Source organism: Pseudomonas sp. DD1 (genome assembly GCF_044510355.1).
Classification (GTDB): domain Bacteria; phylum Pseudomonadota; class Gammaproteobacteria; order Pseudomonadales; family Pseudomonadaceae; genus Aquipseudomonas; species Aquipseudomonas shahriarae.
On the sequence record NZ_MSAJ01000009.1, the window covers coordinates 100,477 to 122,653 of the forward strand.

At 61.6% G+C, this 22,177-nt stretch carries 22 protein-coding genes; 7 read left to right on the forward strand and 15 right to left on the reverse strand.

The annotated features are described in order from the left end of the window. Window positions 1-42 precede the first annotated feature (42 nt). The 3 genes from PSFL_RS07360 to PSFL_RS07370 all read left to right on the forward strand — a co-directional run bounded on the left by PSFL_RS07360 (window position 43) and on the right by PSFL_RS07370 (window position 2,211). On the forward strand, window positions 43-1,146 hold the full coding sequence (locus tag PSFL_RS07360) for a PepSY domain-containing protein (RefSeq protein ID WP_120734259.1): 1,104 nt from the start codon (window positions 43-45) through the stop codon (window positions 1,144-1,146). After that, complete coding sequence (locus tag PSFL_RS07365) at window positions 1,143-1,322, forward strand: hypothetical protein (RefSeq protein ID WP_057960823.1); 180 nt, start codon at window positions 1,143-1,145, stop codon at window positions 1,320-1,322. The genes PSFL_RS07360 and PSFL_RS07365 overlap by 4 nt, the downstream gene beginning before the upstream one ends. 259 nt (window positions 1,323-1,581) lie before the next feature. Beyond that, window positions 1,582-2,211, forward strand: coding sequence for a glutathione S-transferase (locus PSFL_RS07370; RefSeq protein WP_115129158.1), 630 nt, complete (start codon window positions 1,582-1,584; stop codon window positions 2,209-2,211). Window positions 2,212-2,381: 170 nt separating this feature from the next. Here PSFL_RS07370 and creD read toward each other — a convergent pair whose 3' ends face one another. Genes creD through PSFL_RS07390 form a run of 4 tightly spaced genes read right to left on the reverse strand, consistent with a single transcriptional unit; the run spans window position 2,382 to window position 6,467 of the window. Further along, a complete protein-coding gene (gene creD / locus PSFL_RS07375; RefSeq protein WP_397469854.1) occupies window positions 2,382-3,740 on the reverse strand; it encodes a cell envelope integrity protein CreD in 1,359 nt (452 codons plus the stop codon). A gap of 51 nt (window positions 3,741-3,791) precedes the next feature. Beyond that, entirely contained in the window at window positions 3,792-5,231 is a 1,440-nt protein-coding gene (gene creC, locus PSFL_RS07380) for a two-component system sensor histidine kinase CreC (protein WP_397469855.1), read from the reverse strand. Further along, window positions 5,231-5,908, reverse strand: coding sequence for a two-component system response regulator CreB (gene creB, locus PSFL_RS07385; protein ID WP_057440276.1), 678 nt, complete (start codon window positions 5,906-5,908; stop codon window positions 5,231-5,233). The genes creC and creB overlap by 1 nt, the downstream gene beginning before the upstream one ends. A gap of 58 nt (window positions 5,909-5,966) precedes the next feature. Further along, entirely contained in the window at window positions 5,967-6,467 is a 501-nt protein-coding gene (locus PSFL_RS07390) for an ATP-dependent zinc protease (protein ID WP_057440275.1), read from the reverse strand. A gap of 176 nt (window positions 6,468-6,643) precedes the next feature. Here PSFL_RS07390 and PSFL_RS07395 point away from each other — a divergent pair, with 176 nt between their 5' ends. Then, window positions 6,644-7,522, forward strand: a complete 879-nt coding sequence (locus PSFL_RS07395) for an acyltransferase (RefSeq protein ID WP_397469856.1) — start codon at window positions 6,644-6,646, stop codon at window positions 7,520-7,522. Window positions 7,523-7,563: 41 nt separating this feature from the next. Here the strand turns inward: PSFL_RS07395 and PSFL_RS07400 are convergent, their stop codons facing one another. Next, window positions 7,564-7,917, reverse strand: a complete 354-nt coding sequence (locus PSFL_RS07400; protein ID WP_057440274.1) for a hypothetical protein — start codon at window positions 7,915-7,917, stop codon at window positions 7,564-7,566. A gap of 141 nt (window positions 7,918-8,058) precedes the next feature. Then, a complete protein-coding gene (locus PSFL_RS07405; protein ID WP_115129163.1) occupies window positions 8,059-8,628 on the reverse strand; it encodes a DUF2780 domain-containing protein in 570 nt (189 codons plus the stop codon). Window positions 8,629-8,810: 182 nt separating this feature from the next. On the opposite strand from PSFL_RS07405, the gene PSFL_RS07410 reads away from it, so the two are divergent. Continuing rightward, window positions 8,811-9,269 carry an anti-sigma factor domain-containing protein gene (locus tag PSFL_RS07410; RefSeq protein ID WP_057440273.1) on the forward strand — a complete coding sequence of 153 codons (459 nt, stop codon included), beginning with the start codon at window positions 8,811-8,813 and terminating at the stop codon, window positions 9,267-9,269. Window positions 9,270-9,341: 72 nt separating this feature from the next. On the opposite strand, the gene fdhA is transcribed toward PSFL_RS07410, so the two are convergent. The 8 genes from fdhA to PSFL_RS07450 all read right to left on the reverse strand — a co-directional run bounded on the left by fdhA (window position 9,342) and on the right by PSFL_RS07450 (window position 19,327). Beyond that, window positions 9,342-10,541 carry a formaldehyde dehydrogenase, glutathione-independent gene (gene fdhA, locus PSFL_RS07415; RefSeq protein ID WP_032858631.1) on the reverse strand — a complete coding sequence of 400 codons (1,200 nt, stop codon included), beginning with the start codon at window positions 10,539-10,541 and terminating at the stop codon, window positions 9,342-9,344. A gap of 182 nt (window positions 10,542-10,723) precedes the next feature. Beyond that, on the reverse strand, window positions 10,724-11,581 hold the full coding sequence (gene purU / locus PSFL_RS07420) for a formyltetrahydrofolate deformylase (protein WP_057960830.1): 858 nt from the start codon (window positions 11,579-11,581) through the stop codon (window positions 10,724-10,726). 164 nt (window positions 11,582-11,745) lie between these two features. Continuing rightward, window positions 11,746-12,378: a sarcosine oxidase subunit gamma gene (locus tag PSFL_RS07425; protein WP_057440271.1), complete on the reverse strand. Its 633-nt coding sequence runs from the start codon at window positions 12,376-12,378 to the stop codon at window positions 11,746-11,748. A 125-nt stretch (window positions 12,379-12,503) separates the two neighbouring features. After that, complete coding sequence (locus tag PSFL_RS07430; protein WP_397469857.1) at window positions 12,504-15,521, reverse strand: sarcosine oxidase subunit alpha; 3,018 nt, start codon at window positions 15,519-15,521, stop codon at window positions 12,504-12,506. Next, window positions 15,518-15,820 carry a sarcosine oxidase subunit delta gene (locus tag PSFL_RS07435; RefSeq protein ID WP_057440270.1) on the reverse strand — a complete coding sequence of 101 codons (303 nt, stop codon included), beginning with the start codon at window positions 15,818-15,820 and terminating at the stop codon, window positions 15,518-15,520. Before PSFL_RS07435 ends, PSFL_RS07430 begins: the two co-directional genes overlap by 4 nt. A gap of 15 nt (window positions 15,821-15,835) precedes the next feature. Beyond that, entirely contained in the window at window positions 15,836-17,086 is a 1,251-nt protein-coding gene (locus PSFL_RS07440; RefSeq protein WP_010207084.1) for a sarcosine oxidase subunit beta, read from the reverse strand. A gap of 22 nt (window positions 17,087-17,108) precedes the next feature. Beyond that, the gene (locus tag PSFL_RS07445) at window positions 17,109-18,362 is read right to left on the reverse strand and encodes a serine hydroxymethyltransferase (RefSeq protein ID WP_057440269.1); all 1,254 of its coding nucleotides are present in this window, start codon (window positions 18,360-18,362) and stop codon (window positions 17,109-17,111) included. A gap of 236 nt (window positions 18,363-18,598) precedes the next feature. After that, window positions 18,599-19,327 carry a TraX family protein gene (locus tag PSFL_RS07450; RefSeq protein WP_057960832.1) on the reverse strand — a complete coding sequence of 243 codons (729 nt, stop codon included), beginning with the start codon at window positions 19,325-19,327 and terminating at the stop codon, window positions 18,599-18,601. Between the two features lie 90 nt (window positions 19,328-19,417). On the opposite strand from PSFL_RS07450, the gene PSFL_RS07455 reads away from it, so the two are divergent. Both PSFL_RS07455 and PSFL_RS07460 read left to right on the forward strand, forming a co-directional pair. Then, window positions 19,418-20,458, forward strand: coding sequence for a low specificity L-threonine aldolase (locus PSFL_RS07455; RefSeq protein WP_032858640.1), 1,041 nt, complete (start codon window positions 19,418-19,420; stop codon window positions 20,456-20,458). Window positions 20,459-20,659: 201 nt separating this feature from the next. Further along, window positions 20,660-20,860: a hypothetical protein gene (locus tag PSFL_RS07460; RefSeq protein ID WP_057960834.1), complete on the forward strand. Its 201-nt coding sequence runs from the start codon at window positions 20,660-20,662 to the stop codon at window positions 20,858-20,860. A 48-nt stretch (window positions 20,861-20,908) separates the two neighbouring features. On the opposite strand, the gene gbcB is transcribed toward PSFL_RS07460, so the two are convergent. Beyond that, entirely contained in the window at window positions 20,909-22,009 is a 1,101-nt protein-coding gene (gene gbcB / locus PSFL_RS07465) for a glycine-betaine demethylase subunit GbcB (protein WP_057440266.1), read from the reverse strand. Window positions 22,010-22,177: the final 168 nt, after the last annotated feature.

The following is a 22,177-nucleotide window of genomic DNA, read 5'->3' on the forward strand; positions in this document are numbered from 1 at the left end:
GGCCGCCCCGTGGGCGGCTTTGGTGTGTCTGAAGGCTAGAAAATGAAAAGCACAACCATCCGCCGCTGGTCCTTCATCCACACCTGGACCAGCCTGATCTGCACTGTGTTCCTGCTGATGCTGGCGCTGACCGGCTTGCCGTTGATCTTTCACCACGAGATCGATCACCTGCTGGGCAACGAACCCGAGCTCAAGCAGATGCCGGCCGATACTCCGCAGCTCAACCTTGAGCAACTGGTGGCCAAGGCCCAGGCCCATCGCCCGGGCGAAGCCATGCAGTACCTGGCCTGGGATGAGGACGACAAGAACGGGGTGGTTGCGATCATGGCGGCCACCGCCGGCACCGAGCCCAATTCGTCCCACACCTTTATGCTCGATGCGCGCACCGGGGAAAGCGTGGAGATGCCGTCGGCCAATGGCGGCTTGACGATGTTCCTGCTGCGCCTGCATGTGGATATGTTCGCCGGCCTGCCGGGCAAGTTGCTGCTGGCCTTTATGGGCGTGCTGTTTGTGCTGGCGATTGTTTCCGGCACGGTGTTGTACCTGCCCTTTATGCGGCGCTTGAAGTTCGCCACGGTGCGCCAGGACAAGTCCACGCGCCTGCGCTGGCTGGACCTGCATAACCTGATCGGCGTCGTCACCCTGACCTGGGCCCTGGTGGTGGGCGTCACCGGGGTGATCAGCGCCAGTGCCGACTTGATCATCGCCGCATGGCGCAGTGACAGCCTCACCGCGATGATCGAACCCTATAAGAACGCGCCACCGCTGACCTCGCGGGCGCCGGCCACCGACCTGCTGAAGATTGCTGAGCAGGCCGCGCCGGGCATGACCCCAGACTTTATTGCGTTCCCCGGTACGCGCTTTTCCAGCGAGCACCATTACGCAGTGTTTATGAAAGGCAGCACGCACCTGACCTCGCACCTGCTGACCCCGGTGCTGATCGACGCCAGCGACCTGAGCGTCACCGCCGTGGCCGGGCGGCCGTGGTACATGGACGCCATGGGCATGTCCCAGCCCCTGCACTTTGGCGACTATGGCGGCATGCCGATGAAAATCCTCTGGGCGGTGCTGGATGTGCTGACCATCATCGTGCTGGGCAGCGGCGTATACCTGTGGCTGGTGCGGCGCAAGGCGGCCAAGTCATGAGGCCAAGGCAATCGAATTTCTGGAAGGTGTTCGGGGTGCCGCTGGGGATCGGGCTGCTCAGTGCTGCCGGACTGTTTGCGGCGTTGCTGGGGGATGGGGGTTGGGATTCCCTGAGCTGGGTTGGGCTGGGGATCCCGGCGGCAATCGGTGTCTGGGGGTTGCTGCGGCGGCCGTGAGGGCGCTATCGCAGGCAAGCCAGCTCCCACAGTTGACGGTGTTCACACATCAAAATGTGTGTGGGTTGGTCTGGGGGTTGCTGCGGCGACCGTGAGGACGCCATCGCAGGCAAGCCAGCTGCCACAGTTGGCAGTGTTCACACATCAAAATGTGGGAGCTGGCTTGCCTGCGATGAGGCCCGCAAAAACAACCAAGATCCCCCTCGCCAGTCACCTCGCAACTGTCTAGTCTATGGCCGACCCTTTCCGAGGATTGCCCATGTTCGCGCCCAGCATGACCTTGTTCCACAACCCTGCCTCGCCGTTTGTCCGCAAAGTCCTGGTGCTGCTCCACGAAACCGGCCAGCAAGACCGCGTTGTCCTGGAGACTGTGCTGGTCACGCCGGTCAACCCGATCACCGCGTTGAACGAGGGCAACCCGCTGGGCAAGATCCCGGCCCTGCGCCTGGCCGATGGCAATGTGTTGCACGACAGCCGGGTGATCCTCGACTACTTCGACCACCAGCATGTCGGCAACCCGCTGATCCCCCGGGACGGCTCGGCCCGCTGGCGTCGCCTTACCCTGGCCTCGATGGCCGACGGGATCATGGACGCGGCCGTACTGGTACGCTATGAAACCGCCATGCGCCCGGCAGACAAACACTGGGATAGCTGGCTGCAGGAGCAGCGCAACAAAATCCGCCGCGCCCTGGCCGAATTGGAACAGGACGCTATCGCTGAACTGGCCAGCCATTTCGACATCGCCGCGATCAGCGTCGCCTGCGCCCTGGCGTATGTGGACTTCCGCCACCCCGACCTGCAGTGGCGTTCAAGCAATCCCAAACTGGCCGCCTGGTACGCCGAGGTCAGTCAGCGGCCGTCAATGTTGGCGACCCAGCCGCCGACCTGATTCCTGTAGCAACCCGTTATGGGTGGCAAGCAAGGCTTGTTGTGGCGAGGGGGCAAGCCTCCTCGCCACAACAAGGCCATTAGCCACAAAGGTGTCGCGCCACTCCGGAAACAGCGCGTTAATTTTTCCCACCAGTTGTGCCTTCTCCCGCTGATCCTCCCGTAGCCCGATCATTGCATCTCCTCCAACTCGGCCGCCTTACGCTTGCCCACCCCATACCAGTCCAGTTTGCGTGTCAGCACCATCACCGTACCCAGCAGCCCGAACAGCAACAGCGAGCCCATCAACAGCGCGTAGTCCTCGGCACTCAACAACCCGTACAGCAAGCCATACAGGGCCGCCAACCCCGTCGAAAACCCCAGCCCATGGGCCACGCTGCGCAGCACATGGCACACGTAAAAACCGATCAACAACACACAGGCACTGGCCGAGATCAGGTACGCCAAGGCAAAGCCGATATGCTCGGACAACGACAGCAACAGCAAGTAGAAAAACGCCAGGGCCACCCCCACCAACGCATACTGGATCGGGTGCACCGCCAGGCTTTTGAGCACTTCAAACAGGAAGAAACCGGCGAACGTCAGAGCGATGAACAGCAGCGCATATTTGATCGCGCGGTCGCTCTTGAGGTACTGGTCCACCGGGTCGATAAAGTTCACGCCAAAGCTGCGTTCGTTGAAGTCCTCGCAGCGACTGCCAACCACACAGCCGTACAACGATTCCTCAAGGTTGGTGGAGAAGAACGAGGTCTGCCAGTTGGCGCTGAAGCCTTGGTCGTTGATCTCACGCTGCGCCGGCAGGAAGTTGCCGACAAAGCTCGGATGGGGCCAGTTGGAGGCCAGCTTGACCTTGCTGGTCTTGCCCACCGGCAGTATCTGCAGTTGTTCGGTGCCCTGCAGGCGCAGGTCGAAGGCAAAATCCAGCGGCGCGGGGTTCTTAATGTCCTGGGTCGGCAACATCACGTGTACGCCAGCGCCGAGAAAGCTCACTTGGGTGCCCGGGGCAAACTCCAGGCGTTGGCTGCCCAGCTCCAGTTTCAGGGCGTTTTCAATGCCGCGGATATCGCTGATACCGACCGCCAAAAATGCCTGGCCAAACTTGTAATCGGCAAAGTCCTCCTTGATGCCCATTTGCGCCGGCAGCACAAAGCGGCCGCTGATGCGGTTGTCGGCATGGAACAGCCGCGCCTGGTAGATTCCTCGCGCCCGCAGTTCGGTTTGTACCTGCCCATCGAGCTCGAACTGCTCCGGCAGGAAGTACAGGCGGCCCTGTTCTTCGCTGAGCACTTCATAGCGTTTGTTGAGTTTTTCGTTGAGCTTCCACTCACGCACGGTCTTGCGAAACGGCACCACCATCAATGGCCCGCTGACCTGCTGGCTGTAGCTGGAGCTGCGGGCAATGTCCATCACGACGCCGTCGCGCAGTTCCTGGCGCTCGTTGATGATGCCGTTGATCATCAGCAACGGAATCATCAATAGCAGGATCAGCAGCGCGATGGCGCCCAGTTTGAATAGCAGACTGCGGTTCATGGGTCTCTCCCTGTTTTGATGGGGAGAGTCTGGCGGCAGCCTGTGGGGGATTTATGAGGGCAATGTGGAGACTGTGTGGAGATGCAGCACCACTTCCACGCCACCCGGCACGTTGCCAATCAGCAATGAGCCGCCGTGCAGCTTCATCACTTCTTCGACAAAGTTCAGGCCCAGGCCGGTGCTTTTGCGGCCACTGACCGGGCGCGGCAGGGAATAGAAACGCTCGCTCAGGCGTGGCAGGGCGTATTCGGGGATCGGTTCGGCCTGGTTGAACAGGCGCACATCCACAGCATGATGCCGCACCTGGGCGCTGAAACGCAGCGTGCCGCCGGGCGGGGTGAAGTCCAGGGCATTTTCCAGCAGATTGCCCAGGGCCTGGCGCAGCAGAAACGGCTCGCCAAACAGCTTTACGTCGGCTTCGATCAGACGTTCGACCTGCAACCCGGCCTGCTCGATCCGCGCGCATTGTGCCTTGAGGACCTCATCGACCAAGGCGGCCAACGGTACCGAAATCTGCTGCTCCAAGCCCTGGCGCTGCTCGACCTGGGCCAGGTTCAGCAGGCGTTCGATCAACTGCTGCAAGCGCGCACTTTCACTGGCGATATTGCCGACGAACCGCTGCTGCTGGGCGACTGTCATTTCCCCCTGCAACAGTTCCGCCGCGCCGCGAATCGCCGCCAATGGGCTTTTCAGTTCGTGGGTCAGGGTGTGCACATAACGCTCGACATAGGCCTTGCCTTCCAGTTGCGTGCGCATGTGCTCCACAGCGGTGGATAACTGCGCCAACTCGCCGCCACGATAATGCGGCAACTCGGCGCGGCGCCCTTCGCTGACCGCCTGGGCATAGGTGGTCAGGCGCCGTAGCGCCGCGCTCAACCACCAGGACAACAGGGCCCCCAACAGCAAGCCCAGCGCCACCAGACCGGCGCCGTACCACAGCAGGCGGCGTTCGGTACGGTCGACGTAGGGCTGCAGCGAGCTGTTGGGCTTGGCCACCGTGACCACGCCAATGATCTGCCCGTTATCGCGGATCGGCGCGCCCACGTGCATCACCGAGGACGCCGGGTCATCGGCATCGCTGCGGGTCGAGCGGGCGCCGTACTCACCGCGCAGGGTCAGGTACACATCGTTCCATTTCGAGTAGTCCTGGCCCACCGCCGTACCGCTGGAATCCAGCAACACGACACCCTTGGCGTCCGTCACATAGATGCGGTGGTTGACCTGGTTTTTCGCCAGGCCCCAGATGGTTGCCCCCGGCTGGCGCTCGCCGTAGGCCTTGAGCACGGTGGGCCAGTGGCTTTGGCCAAGGGTGCCGTTCTTCACATCATCACGCAGGATTTCCGCCAGCAGGTTGGCGGTGTCCACCAGGGTTTCTTCAGTGGACTGACGCACGCCGGGGCGGATTTCCTTCATGACGGTGTTGAGCACAAAGTAGCCGGTCAGGCCGATAAACAGCGCATACACCAGGAAAATCCGCAGCCCCAGGCGCATCAGGCGTGGCTCGGGCTGTAGCTGTAGCCCAGGCCGCGATGGGTCTGGATCGGCTCGGCCTCGGCAACCACGCCACGCAGCTTGCTGCGCAGGCTTTTGATATGGCTGTCGATATTGCGCTCGTAGCCGGCATCGGCGGCCACGCCGACCGCATCCAGCAACTGCTCGCGACTGAACACCCGTTCGGGCTGTTCCAGCAGGCAATTGAGCAGGCGGAATTCATGGCGAGTCAGGCCCAGCAACTGGCCGCGATACTGGATCTGCACCCGCTCGTGGTCTACCTGGAACAGCCCGCCGCTGGCCGGCACTGCCACTGGCGCCACGCGCTTGAGGATCGCCTTGACCCGCGCCGCCACTTCCCGTGGGCTGAAGGGTTTGACCACATAGTCGTCGGCGCCGATTTCCAGGCCCACCACGCGGTCGATCTCGCCGTCGCGGGCACTGAGGAACATCACCGGCACTTCGCTGAAGCGGCGCAGTTGCTTGCAGGTTTCAAAGCCGCTGATGTCCGGCAGGCCGATGTCGAGGATCAGCATATCGGCCGGGGTCTGCCGCTGATGCTCCAGCGCGGCCTGGCCGAGGGTCAGCCAGGTGGTGGTGAAGCCTTCGCCCTGCAGGGCAAAAATCAGCGTATCGGCTATCGCCGCTTCGTCTTCGACAATCAGGATATGGGGCATGGCGTCCGAGCACTGGGAGCTAAAGGTGAACGGTGCCCCATGCCTTGTGCGGCGTCAATCAGCAGTCAGGTTTGTCGGCGGTGTAGCGCCGGGCCGGGTTCACCGCAGCGCCGAACTCGCGCAGAGCCTTGGCGCCGATCAGCAGCGGGTAGTTGAAGCTGCTGCGGTCGGTGAGGTTGACCTCCACCGTACGCTTGACGTTGCCCAGGCACATTTCCAGCTCCACCACCGGGCGCTTGGCCACGCTGGTGTCTTCCTTGTCTTCATCTTCGTCGGCGCGGTTCTTGATCTTGCTGATGCGCGCCACTTTGTGTTCATAGACCTTGTTGCTCACATCCTTGCCACTGAGACGGAACCGCACCCAGTCCTCGCCATCGCGGGTGAAGGTCTGGATGTCGCGGGCCGACAGCGAGGCGGTCAGCGCGCCGGTGTCCATCTTGGCCTTGAAGGTCTCGCCGATTTCCGGCAACTGGATATATTCGTAGCGCCCGTACAGGGTCGGCTCGGCGGCCATCACGGGCAGGGCAACCACGGCTAACAGGGCAAGGAGGGATTTCACGTAGGAGGTTTCCTTGAAGGTAAGTAGGCCAATACTAGACTGCAAACACAGCCCGAAGTTGGATCGTTACCCAGCATACGCAACACAAAGTGAAACATTCGTCAGGTCAATTGCGATTTGGCCTCTAGACTCAAGCTGCTTATGATGGCCCGTCCAACCGTTTGCAAGAGTTCCTTATGCGCCGCCTGCTCACCGGCTGTTTCGTCACACTGCTGCTGTTACTCAACACGCTGATCCTGATCGGCCCGCTGATGGTCTTCGCCCTGCTCAAGCTGGTGGCGCCCGGGCGGTCACGGGACTATGCCTCCCGGGCCGTGATGTGGATTGCCGAGACCTGGGCCGAGATCGACAAGCTGATCTTTGCCCTGTGTATCCCCACCCAATGGGATATTCGCGGCGATACCGGGCTGAGGGTCGATACCTCGTACCTGGTGATCAGCAACCATCAATCCTGGGTGGATATCCCGGCGCTGATCCAGACCCTCAACCGGCGCACGCCATTTTTCAAATTCTTCCTGAAAAAGGAGCTGATCTGGGTGCCGTTCCTGGGCCTGGCCTGGTGGGCCCTGGATTACCCGTTCATGAAGCGCTACACCAAGGCGTTCCTGGCCAAGCATCCGGAACTGGCGGGCCAGGACCTGAAGATCACCAAACAGGCCTGCGAGCTGTTCAAGCGCCAGCCGGTGACGGTGGTCAACTACCTGGAAGGCACGCGCTTTACCGAGGCCAAGCGGGCCCAGCAGAACTCGCCGTTCACTCGCCTGCTCAAGCCCAAGGCCGGTGGCGTGGCATTTGTACTGGCGGCCATGGGCGAGCAGTTGGATGCGATCCTCGACGTAACCGTGGTCTACCCACAGGACAGGATTCCAGGGTTCTGGGATTTGATCAGCGGCGCGGTGCCCCGGGTGATTGTTGATATCCGCACCCGCGAGCTGGATCCGGCGTTGTGGCAGGGGGATTACGAGAATGATCCGGCGTTTCGCCAGAGCGTCCAGAACTGGGTCAACCAGCTCTGGCTGGAGAAGGATGCGCGCCTTAATGAGCTTATCAGGTGACTCGCCGCAACCCGTGACGGCCACCTGGCAGGCTGGTTCATTTAAAACTTGATCGAAGCACCGGCACCGGCACTAAAACCCACACCGGCAACGCTCCCGGAGGCGTCCGCGCCGCCGGAGACACGACCCGTTTCCGAGTCAGGCTTATTGCCGTTGATCATTTCATCGTAAGACATGAACTTCAGACCAGAGGTCTTACCCGATCCCGAATCGGGCTTCTTACCCGAGGCATTACCCGACTCCGAATCAGGCTTATTGCCGTTGATCATTTCATCGTAAGACATGAACTTCATGCCTGCAGCCTTCTCAAACTCCTCCCTGGTCATCTTGCTGTAGTCGACCGGGGGTTTGCCAAATCCCGGGAATGAATTGCGCGATATTGTTGATTCGCTCATTGGAAGATCTCCTTAAAGGGAACGACACCCGGTCTGGAGCCCCCTCGCTGGGGGAGGAGAAGGCCGAGTTCCAGCCGGGTGTAGATCAGTGGTTAGAGCCGACCGCTCAGTTCCCAGGACGACTTCACACCGAGGTGTTTTTCAGCTCCCCGCCCCCCAGATGCCGGCTAGCTTGCCCAGTACTGAACTGTCGGCACCCTGGCCACCCAGGTACTGCAGGATCACCGGGGCAAACTGGCCGATCATGCCGCTGTCCATGCCCAAGGCGCTGAACGCAGTGTTCAGATCGTTGGTGTCCTTGACGTTCCCCAACAGGCCATCGAGGCCGCTGGTCTTGCTGCCACCGGTTTGGCCGAGCATGCCGCTCAAGGCGCCAAGGCTGCCCAAAGCGTTGCCACCCGACAGCTTATCCAGGCCCGGCACGCTTTTGCCCAACTGCGAATAATCAGTGCTGCTGAGTTGGTTCTTGGCCAGGCCCAACATCGCACCGGTGCCACCGACGGCCTGCTCCGGGGTGACATTCAACTGTTTGGTCAACGCTCCCAGCAAACCTGCGGTTTGTGCGCTCGGCGCAGCGGCGGCGGCCTTGTTGGTGCCCTGGGCGCCAGCGACGGCGTTGGCCACATCACCCAGGCTGAAGCCTGCTGCAAATACCGGGCTGGCCGCCACGGTCAGGAGGCAGGACAGGGCAAAACCGCGTGAAATCTTCATCGAGACAACCTCGTAAATGTAGGAGCTAAAGCAGCCGTTTGACCCAGCATCCCACCGGTTGTTCCAGCTCACAGATTTGTTCAGAAAAGCCCCAAAAACCGACACCATCAAACTGCCACTAGGAACCCATCGCCAGCCACAGGGTCAATCAACACACTACAAAACTTGTCAGGAAGAGCCTTATGACTGCGTCCCAACCCCCAGTGATCGAGCACAAGCCCTCATTCTGGACCCGCCCGCGCCTGTTCATCGGCGTCTGCGTGGTGGTGGTTGCCGGTATCGGCGGCGCGCTCTATACCCAGGACAGCGTCAAGTCTGCAGCGACCCTGGTCAGCAGCACCCAACAGCCGGCGGCGCAAATCATGGCGCACAAGGATTACCTGGAAGTCCAGCCGATTGCGGCCACTGCGCCGGAACCGGACCGCAGCCTCGAACTGTGGGCCCTGCCTGCAGGCGGCACGCCGGTGTCTTTGGGCCTGTTGCCGGAGGATGGCAAAGGCATCATCGGCCTCAACCCACGTCAGCAGGAAACTATCAGCCAGCCGGTGGAATTGATGGTCAGTTCGGAAACCAAGGGTGGCTCGGTGAGCAAGCAGCCTACCGGCCCGATGGTGTACCAGGGTGCGCTGGCGATCCGCTGATCCCCAGACACCCAATCGCCAATGTGGGGGCCCAGCTCCCACAGCCCCCACATTGGCGAGTGGTTGTTGCTGTTAAGCCGCGCTGAACAGCTTGTGCGGATCAATCACAAACTTCTTCGGCACACCTGCATCGAACTCGCCATAACCACGCGGCGCGTCGTCCAGGCTGATCACCTGCACACCCACGATCTCCGCGATGTTAATGCGGTCCCACATGATCGCCTGCATCAACTGGCGGTTGTACTTCATCACCGGGGTCTGGCCGGTGTGGAAGCTGTGGGACTTGGCCCAGCCCAGACCGAAACGAATGCTCAGGCTGCCCATTTTTGCGGCGGCATCCACCGCCCCTGGATCTTCAGTGACGTACAGGCCGGGAATACCGATCTTGCCCGCCACACGCACCACGCCCATCAGTGAGTTGAGCACCGTGGCCGGGGCTTCGGCCTTGACGCCGTCATGGCCATGGCCGCGGGCTTCAAAGCCCACGCAGTCAACGGCGCTGTCCACTTCCGGCTCGCCAAGCAGCGCGGCGATTTGCTCGTGTAGCGGGGTGTCGGTGGACAGGTCGGCGATTTCAAAACCCTGGGCCTTGGCGTGGGCCAGGCGGATCGGGTTGACGTCACCGATGATCACCACCGCCGCCCCCAGCAAGCGTGCGGAAGCGGCAGCGGCCAGGCCTACGGGACCGGCGCCGGCGATGTACACGGTGCTGCCAGGGCCAACGCCCGCAGTGACCGCGCCGTGGTAGCCGGTGGGCAGGATGTCGGAGAGGCAGGTCAGGTCACGGATTTTCTCCATGGCCTTGTCGCGATCCGGCAGTTTCAGCAGGTTGAAGTCGGCGTAGGGCACCAGCACGTACTCGGCCTGGCCGCCGGTCCAGTCGCCCATGTCCACGTAGCCGTAGGCACCACCGGCACGGGCCGGGTTGACGGTCAGGCATACGCCGGTGTGTTGTTCCTTGCAGGAGCGGCAGCGGCCGCAAGCAACGTTGAACGGCACAGACACCAGGTCGCCGAGTTTCAGGTTCTCGACGTCGCTGCCCTTCTCGATCACCTCGCCGGTGATTTCGTGACCGAGCACCAGGCCGGTCTGGGCGGTGGTACGGCCGCGCACCATGTGTTGGTCGGAGCCGCAGATATTGGTGGAGACCACGCGCAGGATAACGCCGTGTTCAATCTTCCTGCCACGGGGGTCCTGCATTTTGGGATAGTCGATTTTCTGTACTTCGACCTGACCGTTGCCGAGATACACGACACCACGATTACCAGACATGCTTTCACCTCGCTGTTGTTTTTATGGAACTGCGTTGCCCCTTTGGATGGGCAGCGCGTTTGAGTGCTCGGGTTACAGATGCTGTTTTTGCGTTGTTTGTGAGGGCCTCATCGCGGGCAAGCCCGCTCCCACAGGGTTCACATATCACCCGGTGGGAGCTGGCTTGCCTGCGATGGCGTCAGTCAGAGCACCACCGTTCTATTGGCGTTCAAGAACACCCGTCGCTCAATGTGGTACCCCACCGCCCGCGCCAATGTCAGTCCCTCGATATCCCGCCCCTTGGCAATCAGGTCCTCGGGATAGTGGCTGTGATCCACCACTTCCACGCCCTGGGCGATGATCGGGCCTTCGTCCAGGTCGTTATTGATGTAATGCGCAGTGGCGCCAACCAACTTCACCCCTTTGTTGTATGCCTGGTGATACGGCTTGGCGCCCTTGAACCCCGGCAGCAACGAGTGATGGATATTGATCGCCTTGCCATCCAACTTGCGGCACAGCTCCGGCGACAGCACTTGCATGTAGCGCGCAAGGATCACCAGTTCGGCCCCCGTCTCTTCAATCACTTGCCACACCTGGCGCTCTTGGGACGGTTTGTCATTGGGGTCGAGGGGGAAATGGTAGTAAGGAATCTGGTGCCAGTCGGCCAATGGCTTGAGATCGGGGTGGTTGGACACCACTGCGACCACGTCCATCGACAATTGGCCGATGCGTTGGCGGTACAAAAGATCGTTGAGGCAGTGATCGGCCTTGGACACCATGATCACCACTTTTGGCCGGTAGTTCGGCGCCGTCAGCTCGAAGATCATGCCAAAGGCTTCGCCGCGGGTGGCCAGGCCATCGCGGAAACCTTGCTCGTCAAAGTCGTCGGGCTGGCGGAATTCCACGCGGATAAAAAAACGCCCGGAGAGGCGGTCATCGAACGAATGGTGCTCGGTGACGTAGCAGCCCTGCTCGAACAGATAGCGGGTGACCGCGTCCACCGTGCCGAGCACGCTGGGGCAGTCGGCGGTCAAAATCCATGTATCGGGTGCGCGGCTCATACTTGAATCCTCAGGCCTTTGTGGCGAGGGGGCTTGCCCCCGTTGGGCTGCGAAGCAGCCCTAAAATCAGCCACTCGGTTCTTTCAGAAAAACTGCAGTGACCTTACCGGGACCGCTGCGCGCTCCAACGGGGACAAGCCCCCTCGCCACAACAGCCCATCTGCTCAGGCTTGGACACTCAGGCCGTATTCGGCCGAGGCATCCTGCAGCCACAACCACCAATAGTCCGAGAAGCTGCGACGAATCAGCAGTTCCCAGGTGTCTTCAGCGGTATGGCGGATCACCAGTTGCGACTTGGCGAACACCGTGCCCACGGCCTTGCCCACCGGGAAGTTGTCGGGGTGCACGTCGTAACTGGTGGATTTCATCAGCACATCGCGTACGTTCGGGCCGCTCAGTTCGAGGATCTGCTGGCCGCCGCTGACGTTGACGATCTGGATATGCAAATCCCCCAGGGCCGCGCGCAGGTTTTGCTCGGCGGCAAATTCCTCACCGCTCGGCACGATCAGCAACCATTCATCCGGGCCGAGCCATTGCAGGCTGGTTTCACCTTTGACGATCACGCTCAGGGCACCCGGCAGTTCGATGCCCAGGGCCTTGTGCACGCCAGCGGCGAACGCGGCATCGTGGCCATCGCCGCGCAGGGTCAGGTGGCCGAGGAGTTTCTTTTCACGCACGATCACGCCGGCGTTCTTGCGCCCCTTGCCGACCAGGCTGGCGAGGTCGGCATGGTGCAGCGACGACTCGGCCTTGGCGCCGGTGGTGGGGCGTTGTTGGTACACATTGGCTGCGGTCATAAAGCACCTTTCTTGAATTCTGTTGTGCGGCTTCTGCCGCCATCGCGAGCAAGCTCGCTCCCACATTTCGGAATGCATTTCCCCAGTGGGAGCGGGCTTGCTCGCGAAGGCCGCACCTCGGTCTATCAGATGTTCTGGCGCTCGCCTTTCGGGTCAAAGAACACCGAAGACACAATCTCCGCTTCGATCACACTGCCATCCGCCTGCGGTGAGAACACCCGCTCGCCCATACGCTTCAAGCCGCCCTTGACCACCGCCATCGCAAACGAATAGCCGAGGGAGTTGTGCGCATAGCTGGAGGTCACGTGGCCGACCATCTTCATCGGGATGCTCTGCTTCGGATCGAACACCAGCTGCGCGCCCTCAGGCAGCCACACTTTCGGGTCAATCGGCTTCAGGCCCACCAGTTGCTTGCGCTCTTCACGCACGCAGTCTTCGCGGTTCATCCCGCGCCAGCCGATCCACGAGAACGGTTTGGTGCGGCCCACACACCAGCCCATGTTGAGGTCGTCCGGGGTCATCGAGCCGTCGGTGTCCTGGCCGACGATAATGAAGCCCTTCTCGGCCCGCAGTACGTGCATGGTCTCGGTGCCATACGGGGTCAGGTTGTACTGTTTGCCAGCCTCGACAATCTGTTCCAGCACGCCCATGGCGTAGTCGGCCTGCACGTTGACTTCATAGGACAGCTCACCGGTAAACGAGATGCGGAACACCCGCGCCGGCACGCCGCCCACCAAGCCTTCTTTCCAGGTCATGAACGGGAAGCCGTCCTTGTCCAGGTCGATATCGGTGACTTCGCTCAACAGCTTGCGGCTGTTGGGCCCGGACAAGGTCATGGTCGCCCAGTGGTCGGTGACCGAGGTGAAGTACACCTTGAGGTCCGGCCATTCGGTCTGCTGGTAGATTTCCAGCCACTGCAGCACGCGGGCGGCGCCGCCAGTGGTGGTGGTCATCAGGAAGTGGTTGTCGGCAAGGCAGGCGGTCACGCCGTCGTCGAAGACCATGCCGTCTTCCTTGCACATCAGGCCGTAGCGCGCCTTGCCCACGTCGAGCTTGGTCCAGGCGTTGCTGTAGATGCGGTTGAGGAACTCGCGGGCATCCGGGCCTTGAATGTCGATTTTGCCCAGAGTCGAAGCGTCCAGCAGGCCGACGCTGTCGCGCACGGCCAGGCATTCGCGCTTGACTGCCGCATGCAGGTCTTCACCGTTGCGCGGGAAGTACCACGGGCGTTTCCACTGGCCGACATCTTCAAACTCGGCGCCGTTTTTCACGTGCCAGGCTTGTAGCGCGGTGTAGCGCACCGGCTCGAAGATGTGCCCACAGTGCCGGCCCGCTACCGCGCCGAAGGTTACCGGCGTGTAGTTGGGGCGGAACATGGTGGTGCCCATCTGCGGGATGGTCACGTTCAGCGAGCGGGCCGCGATGGCCAGGCCGTTGACGTTGCCCAGCTTGCCCTGGTCGGTGCCGAAGCCCAGCGCGGTGTAGCGCTTGACGTGCTCCACCGACTCGAACCCTTCGCGGGTCGCCAGTTCGATGGCGGCGGCGGTGACGTCGTTCTGCAGGTCGACAAATTGCTTGGGCGCCCGTGCAGTGGCTTTTTCGTGAGGCACCTGGAACAGGGCCAGGGTCGGCTCTTCCAGGCGCGTCAGGGCCTTGGGCAGCGTACCTTCCACCGGAGCAAACCCGGCCTCGCTGGCCGCGCGCACGCCGCCTTCAAAGCCATCGGCCAGGGAATCATCCAAGCCGTAGACACCGTTGATCCCCCCCACGCACACACGTTTCTGCGGCGCTTCGCCCGGTACAAAACCGAGGATATCTTCACGCCAGGTCGGCTTGCCGCCCAGGTGCGAAGCCAAGTGCACCACCGGGCTATAGCCGCCGGAGTTGGCCACCAGGTCGCAGTCCAGCCACTCGCCGGGGCTGGTGACCTTGTGTGCTTTGACGTCGATGGCGGCCACACGGGCGCCGGTCACATGCTTACTGCCACGGGCTTCGATCACGGCGCTGCCGGTGAGGATGCGAATGCCTTTGGCGCGCGCTTCTTCCACCAGCGCGCCGCGTGGGTTGTGGCGTGCATCGGCCACCGCGACCACGGTGAGGCCAGCGTCGAACCAATCCAGCGCCACACGGTAAGCGTGATCGTTGTTGGTCGACAGCAGCAGTTTTTTACCCGGCGCCACGCCGTAACGGCGCACGTAGGTCGAAACTGCACCGGCGAGCATATTGCCCGGCACATCGTTGTTGCCGTACACCAGTGGACGCTCACACGCGCCGGTCGCCAGCACCACACGCTTGGCACGCACACGGTGAATACGCTGGCGCACCACGCCAATCGGCGCACGGTCACCGAGGTGATCGGTGAGGCGCTCATGGATGGTCAGGAAGTTATGGTCGTGATAACCATTGACGGTAGCGCGAGGCAGCAGCACCACGTCTGGCAGGGCCTTGAGCTCGGCGATCACACTGGCGACCCATTCGGTCGCCGGCTTGCCGTCGAGGTTTTCGCGCGAATCGAGCAACGACCCGCCGAACTCTTCCTGCTCATCAGCGATGATCACCCGCGCGCCACTGCGCGCAGCGGCCAGGGCCGCTGCCAGGCCGGCAGGGCCGGCGCCGACGATCAGCACGTCGCAATGGCGGTTCATGTAGTCGTAGGTGTCCGGATCGTTCTCGGTCGGCGAGCGACCAAGCCCGGCGGCCTTGCGGATGTACTTCTCGTAGGTCATCCAGAACGATTGCGGGTACATGAAGGTTTTGTAGTAGAAACCCGGCGGCATCAGCTTGCCGCCGACCTTGCCGAGTATGCCCATCATGTCGTTGTTCACGCTCGGCCAGCCGTTGGTGCTGGTGGCGACCAGGCCCTGGTACAGCGCCTGTTGCGTGGCGCGCACGTTAGGGATCTGCGTGGCTTCGGTGGCACCGATCTGCAGCACCGCGTTCGGCTCTTCGGCGCCGGCGGCGAAGATGCCGCGCGGGCGCGAGTACTTGAAGCTGCGGCCGATGATATCCACACCATTGGCCAGCAAGGCGGCAGCCAGGGTGTCGCCTTCAAAGCCTTTGTAGCTCTGGCCGTTGAAGGTAAACGTCAGGACTTTATTACGGTCGATGCGGCCACCGTTGGACAGGCGATTGATCTGGCTCATACCTTCTCTCCAGAAGCCTTGGCGGTGAATTGCGGCTGGGTACCGATCTTGTAGGTTTCAAGAATTTCGTAGGTCAGGGTGTCGCGGGTCGCGTTGAAGTACTGGCGGCAACCGGCGGCATGGATCCACAGTTCGTGGTGCAGGCCACGGGGGTTATCGCGGAAGAACATGTAGTCGCCCCACTCTTCATCGGTGCAGGCATTCGGGTCCAGCGGGCGCGGGATATGCGCTTGGCCGGAGGCGTGGAATTCCTCTTCGGAGCGCAGTTCGCCACAGTGAGGACAGAAGATATGCAACATAGGGAATTTCTCCTGTTAGTGGGCGACGGCCGCAGCGCCGTGTTCGTCGATCAGCGCACCGTTGTGGAAACGGTCGATGGAGAAAGGTGCCGCCAGCGGGTGCATCTCACCCTTGGCCAGGCTCGCGGCAAACACGTTGCCTGAACCGGGGGTGGCCTTGAAGCCACCGGTGCCCCAGCCGCAGTTGAAAAACATGTTCGGTACCGGGGTCTTGGAGATGATCGGGCAGGCGTCCGGCGTGGTGTCGACGATGCCGCCCCACTGACGGTTCATGCGCACCCGCGACAGCACCGGGAACATCTCGACGATGGCCTGGATGGTGTGCTCGATCACCGGGTACGAGCCGCGCTGGCCGTAGCCGTTGTAGCCGTCGATACCGGCGCCGATCACCAGGTCGCCCTTGTCGGACTGGCTGATGTACCCGTGCACGGCGTTGGACATGATCACGCTGTCGATAATCGGCTTGATCGGCTCCGACACCAACGCTTGCAGCGGGTGGGATTCAATCGGCAGGCGGAACCCGGCCAGCGAGGCCATGTGCCCGGAGTTACCGGCTGTGACCACCCCGACGCGCTTGGCGCCGATAAAGCCCTTGTTGGTTTCCACGCCGATGCACACGCCGTTTTCCTTGCGGAAACCGATGACTTCGGTCTGCTGGATCAGGTCCACGCCCAAGGCATCGGCAGCACGGGCAAAGCCCCACGCCACAGCATCGTGACGGGCCACGCCGCCGCGCCGTTGCACGGTGGCACCCAGTACCGGGTAGCGGGTGTTTTTCGAGCAATCGAGGTACGGAATCTCGTCCGCGACCTGCTTGGCATTCAGCAGCTCACCGTCCACGCCGTTGAGGCGGTTGGCGCTCACGCGACGCTCGGAATCACGGATGTCCTGCAGGGTGTGGCACAGGTTGTAGACGCCACGCTGGGAGAACATCACGTTGTAGTTCAGGTCCTGGGACAAACCTTCCCAGAGCTTCATCGCATGCTCATAGAGATGCGCCGACTCGTCCCACAGGTAGTTGGAACGCACAATGGTGGTGTTGCGTGCGGTGTTACCGCCGCCCAGCCAGCCTTTCTCGACCACGGCCACATTGGTGATGCCGTGCTCCTTGGCCAGGTAGTAAGCGGTGGCCAGACCATGCCCGCCGCCGCCGACGATGACCACGTCGTAGACCTTTTTCGGGGTCGGCGTGCGCCACATCTTCTGCCAGTTTTCGTGATGGCTGAGGGAGTGCTTGAAGAGGCCGAAGCCTGAGTAGCGTTGCATAGGCATTACTCCAAAACCGCGCTCAGCGATAAACCGGGAAATCAGCGCACAGCGCAGACACGTGCTTGGCCACATTGGCCTCGACATCGGCGTCACCGAGGTTGTCGAGGATGTCGCAGATCCAGCCCGCCAGCTCCACGCATTGCGTCACCTTGAAACCACGGGTGGTCACCGCCGGGGTGCCGATACGCAGGCCCGAAGTCACGAACGGCGACTGCGGGTCATTGGGCACGGCGTTCTTGTTGACGGTGATGTGGGCGCGACCGAGGGCGGCGTCTGCGTCCTTGCCGGTCAGGCCCTGGCGGATCAGGCTGACCAGGAACAGGTGGTTATCGGTGCCGCCGGACACTACATCGTAGCCGCGTTTGATAAACACGCTGGCCATGGCCTGGGCGTTGTCGATCACCTGCTGTTGATACGCTTTGAAGCCTGGCTCCATTGCCTCCTTGAAGCACACCGCCTTGCCCGCGATCACATGCATCAATGGGCCGCCCTGGGCGCCGGGGAATACAGCGGAGTTGAGTTTTTTCTCAATCTCTTCGTTGGACTTGGCCAGGATCAAGCCGCCACGTGGACCGCGCAAGGTTTTGTGGGTGGTGGTGGTGACCACATCGGCGTAAGGCAGCGGGTTCGGGTACAGACCCGCAGCCACCAGGCCGGCGACGTGAGCCATGTCAACGAACAGCAGCGCACCGACCTTGTCGGCGATGGCGCGAAAACGCGGGAAGTCCAGGGTCTTGGAATAGGCGGAGAAGCCGGCAACGATCATCTTCGGCTTGTGTTCCACGGCCAGGCGCTCGACTTCGTCGTAGTCGATCAGCCCGGTGTCGGTGTTGATGCCGTACTGCACCGCGTTGTACAGCTTGCCCGACGACGACACCTTGGCGCCGTGGGTCAGGTGACCGCCGTGGGCCAGGCTCATGCCGAGGATGGTGTCACCGGCATTGATCAGCGCCAGGTACACCGCACTGTTGGCGGACGAACCGGAGTGCGGCTGCACGTTGGCATAATCGGCGCCGAACAGTTGCTTGGCGCGCTCGATGGCCAGGGCCTCGACTTTATCCACATGCTCGCAGCCGCCGTAGTAGCGCTTGCCAGGGTAGCCTTCGGCGTATTTGTTGGTCAGGCCGCTGCCCTGGGCCTGCATCACACGCTTGCTGGTGTAGTTCTCCGACGCGATCAGCTCGATATGATCTTCCTGGCGCTGCTCCTCGGCATTCATGGCCGCCAGCAGTGCGTCGTCATATCCCTGGATCTGGTCTTGTTTGCTGAACATCGCGTCTCTCCCAGCCTTTCGTATTGTTGAGGCCCGTGCAGGGCCCTTTGATGCGATGGTAGGGCTGGCGCAGGCAGGTCAGATGCCTACGCACGCCACGCAAAGGTGCGTTTACGACATGGCCAGAACAACACCGAACAAATGTGGGAGCGGGCTTGCTCGCGAATGCGGTGTGTCAGGCAGCACATGCATTGGCTGGGCCACCGCATTCGCGAGCAAGCCCGCTCCCACAGGGGCTATGTGATGACCTTTCGAAGGAGTAGCAGCAGTAAGAAATGCGCGGGATAAAGTGCATACGCCCAGCGCCGCATGGCCGGGGGCGAGGCGCCTTGGGCATGTCGCAACAAGACCAATCCGGCCAATGGCGCAATCAGGCAGGTGGCCAACCCGAGCATCGCGACGAGATTGCCGCTATTGAGTAAGACCTGCCATTGATTGGCAGCTACACACACCAATCCCGGCAACACGCTGAAATACCAGGGGCGACTAAACACCAACAACATCGCCAGCGGCAGCAATACACCAAAAAAGCCGAACATCAGTTGCGCCGAGAACACAGCGCCGGCCAGCAGGGCAATCAGCGCCAATCCGCGGTCAAAAAGCGTCTTTTGCTGCCATCCTCGGGCAACCAGCAAACCCAGCGCCAGGGTCGGCAGCACATTCAATGTATCGGCATTGTCGATAAACAGCCGATACGGCACCTCGCTGATCACGCTGAACAGCAGCAGCCACCCCAGGTAACGCCATTGCCCGGTGACGGGTGCATCACGGACCCGCTGCAAATTGGCCGCAATCGCCAGGCAAAACCACGGGAACGCCAGGCGCCCCGGCACGTACAGGCCATCGAGGCTTAAACCGACATAGCGCAAGTGGTCCAGCACCATGCTCAATAGCGCCAGCCATTTGAGCAGGTCCAGCGCGCCATCGCGCTCGCGCTGTAAAGGAATCGTTTCAGTACCGTGCATAATTCCCCAGAGACTTTGCATTAACAGTGCGTGCGCGCGCCGGATATTCTTGGTTAAAGTGCGCACCAACATCGACCACAGGAACGGGCCATGACCGACAAGAGCCAACAATTTGCCAGTGACAACTATTCCGGTATCTGCCCGGAAGCCTGGGCCGCCATGGAGCTCGCCAACCAGGGCCATCAACGCGCCTATGGCGATGATGAATGGACCCACCGCGCCGCCGACGGTTTCCGCAAACTGTTCGAAACCGACTGTGAAGTGTTCTTCGCCTTCAACGGAACAGCGGCCAACTCCCTGGCCCTGTCTTCCTTGTGCCAGAGCTACCATAGCGTGATTTGCTCGGAAACCGCCCACGTCGAGACCGACGAATGCGGCGCGCCGGAGTTTTTCTCCAACGGCTCCAAGCTGCTCACCGCGCGCACCGAAAACGGCAAGCTGACCCCCGAATCCATCCGCGAGATCGCCCTCAAGCGCCAGGACATCCACTACCCCAAGCCCCGCGTCGTGACCCTGACCCAGGCCACCGAAGTGGGCAGCGTGTACACCCCGGATGAAATCCGCGCCATCAGCGCCACCTGCAAGGAACTGGGGCTGAACCTGCACATGGACGGCGCACGCTTCTCCAACGCCTGCGCCTTCCTCGGCTGCTCGCCTGCCGACCTGACCTGGAAAGCCGGTGTGGATGTGCTGTGTTTTGGCGGCACCAAAAACGGCATGGCGGTGGGTGAAGCGATCCTGTTCTTCAACCACAAGCTGGCGGAAGACTTCGATTACCGCTGCAAACAGGCCGGCCAACTGGCGTCGAAAATGCGCTTCCTTTCCGCCCCTTGGGTCGGCCTGCTGGAAAACGACGCCTGGCTCAAACATGCACGCCACGCCAACCACTGCGCCCAGTTGCTCAGCAGCCTGGTAGCGGATATTCCCGGCGTGGAATTGATGTTCCCGGTGCAGGCCAACGGCGTGTTCCTGCAACTCTCGGAACCGGCCATCGCGGCGCTGACGGCCAAGGGCTGGCGCTTCTACACCTTCATCGGCAAGGGCGGTGCGCGCTTCATGTGTGCGTGGGATACCGAGGAAGAACGGGTGCGTGAACTGGCAGCGGATATTCGTGAGGTGATGGGCGCCTGATCTCATCCGGCTTGCCGGTGTGGGCCTGATACTGGCGGAATGCCGAGACTATTTTTTGATATTTCTGACAGCACCCAGCCTGCTCTTCATGGGCTAGCCTCTTGGAACCCGCAAGGAAAGGCCACTGCACAGGCCACCTTGCGGGCCACACTGCCTGCCGAACTATCGGCCGGAAACGGAAATCCAGCAGAGGACTGCACCATGGAAAATCAAACCTTCGGCAACATCCTGCAAAGCGATACCCAACTCTCGACCACCCTCGTCGGCTGGGATGAATTCCGCAAACTGGCGAAGGTCGGTGACATCATCCAGGAACCTGGCCAGACCTTGAGAATCACCGAAAAAGTCTTCGAACCGACAGCTTCAGGCGAGCAATTCGCGATTCATATCTACGCCCGCTAACTTCCTGATCGTTCCCACGCGGAGCGTGGGAACGATCAGGGGGGGGTATTAGAACTCGATCCGCACATCGCCCTTCGGCACGCTGCAGCACGACAGGATGTAGCCTTCGGCTTCGTCTTCCTCGGTAATCCCGCCGTTGTGCTCCATCTCCACTTCCCCACCCAGCTTCATCACCTTGCATGTGCCGCATATGCCCATGCCGCAGGCCTTGGGAATCAGCAGGCCCAGCTTGGCAGCTGCCGCATGCACGGTTTCCCCGGGTGCCACACGAATGCTTTTGCCTGACGAGATAAATTCCACCTGGTGCAGATCCGCCAGGTCGATTTCCGGCGCATCGGCGGCCTGTTCGGCTTGTTCCACAGCATCAGCCCGCGCCTCCGGTGGCGTGGCGCCGAAGGATTCCTCGTGGTAACGGCTCATGTCGAAGCCATTGGCTTCCAGCAGGCGCTTGACCGCGTTCATATAGGGCGTAGGGCCGCAGCAGAACACTTCGCGCTCAAGGAAGTCCGGCACCATCAGTTCGAGCATTTTCTGGTTGAGGTAACCCCGATAACCGGCCCACGGCTCGCCCAGGCCGTGTTTCTCACAGATCAGGTGCAGGCTGAAGTTGTCGATGCGCGACGCCATATGCTCCAGCTCGCGGTGGTAGATGATGTCTTTCGGCGAGCGGGCACTGTGCACAAACACCATGTCGACATTGGCGTTGGTGTCGTAATACCAGCGCGCCATGGACATCACCGGGGTGATCCCCACGCCGCCGCTGAGGTACAGCACCTTGGGGTTGCTGAAGTCGATGGCATTGAACAGCCCGACCGGCCCGTGTACCGCCAGCTCCTGGCCTTCGTGCAGGGTGTCGTGCAACCAGTTGGAGACCTTGCCACCCGGCACGCGCTTGATCGTCACCGAGAAGCTGTAGGGCACCGATGGCGAGCTGGAAATGGTGTACGAGCGCATGATCGGCTGGCCGTCGATCTCCAGCTCCAGGGTGACGAACTGCCCCGGCTTGAAAAAGAACAGGATCGGCTGGTCGGCCATAAAGCAGAAGGTGCGCACATCCCAGGTTTCCTGGATGACTTTGACGCAACGGACGATGTGCCGACCATTGGCCCAGGTCTGGGTGGTGACAGGATTCAGGAAGCTGTTGGACATGCTGTTCTCCACGGCCGTAGTTCGGCTTGATGCTGGCGATTCTGCGTAACGCCGCGACCTGCCATTTACCTATCTGCGACATTCGCATACTTATCGCGACCAGCCCCCATACCACTGGGGTTGCGCGTCGGGAACAGAGTGGGCCATGTCGTTAATGGATAAGGTTGC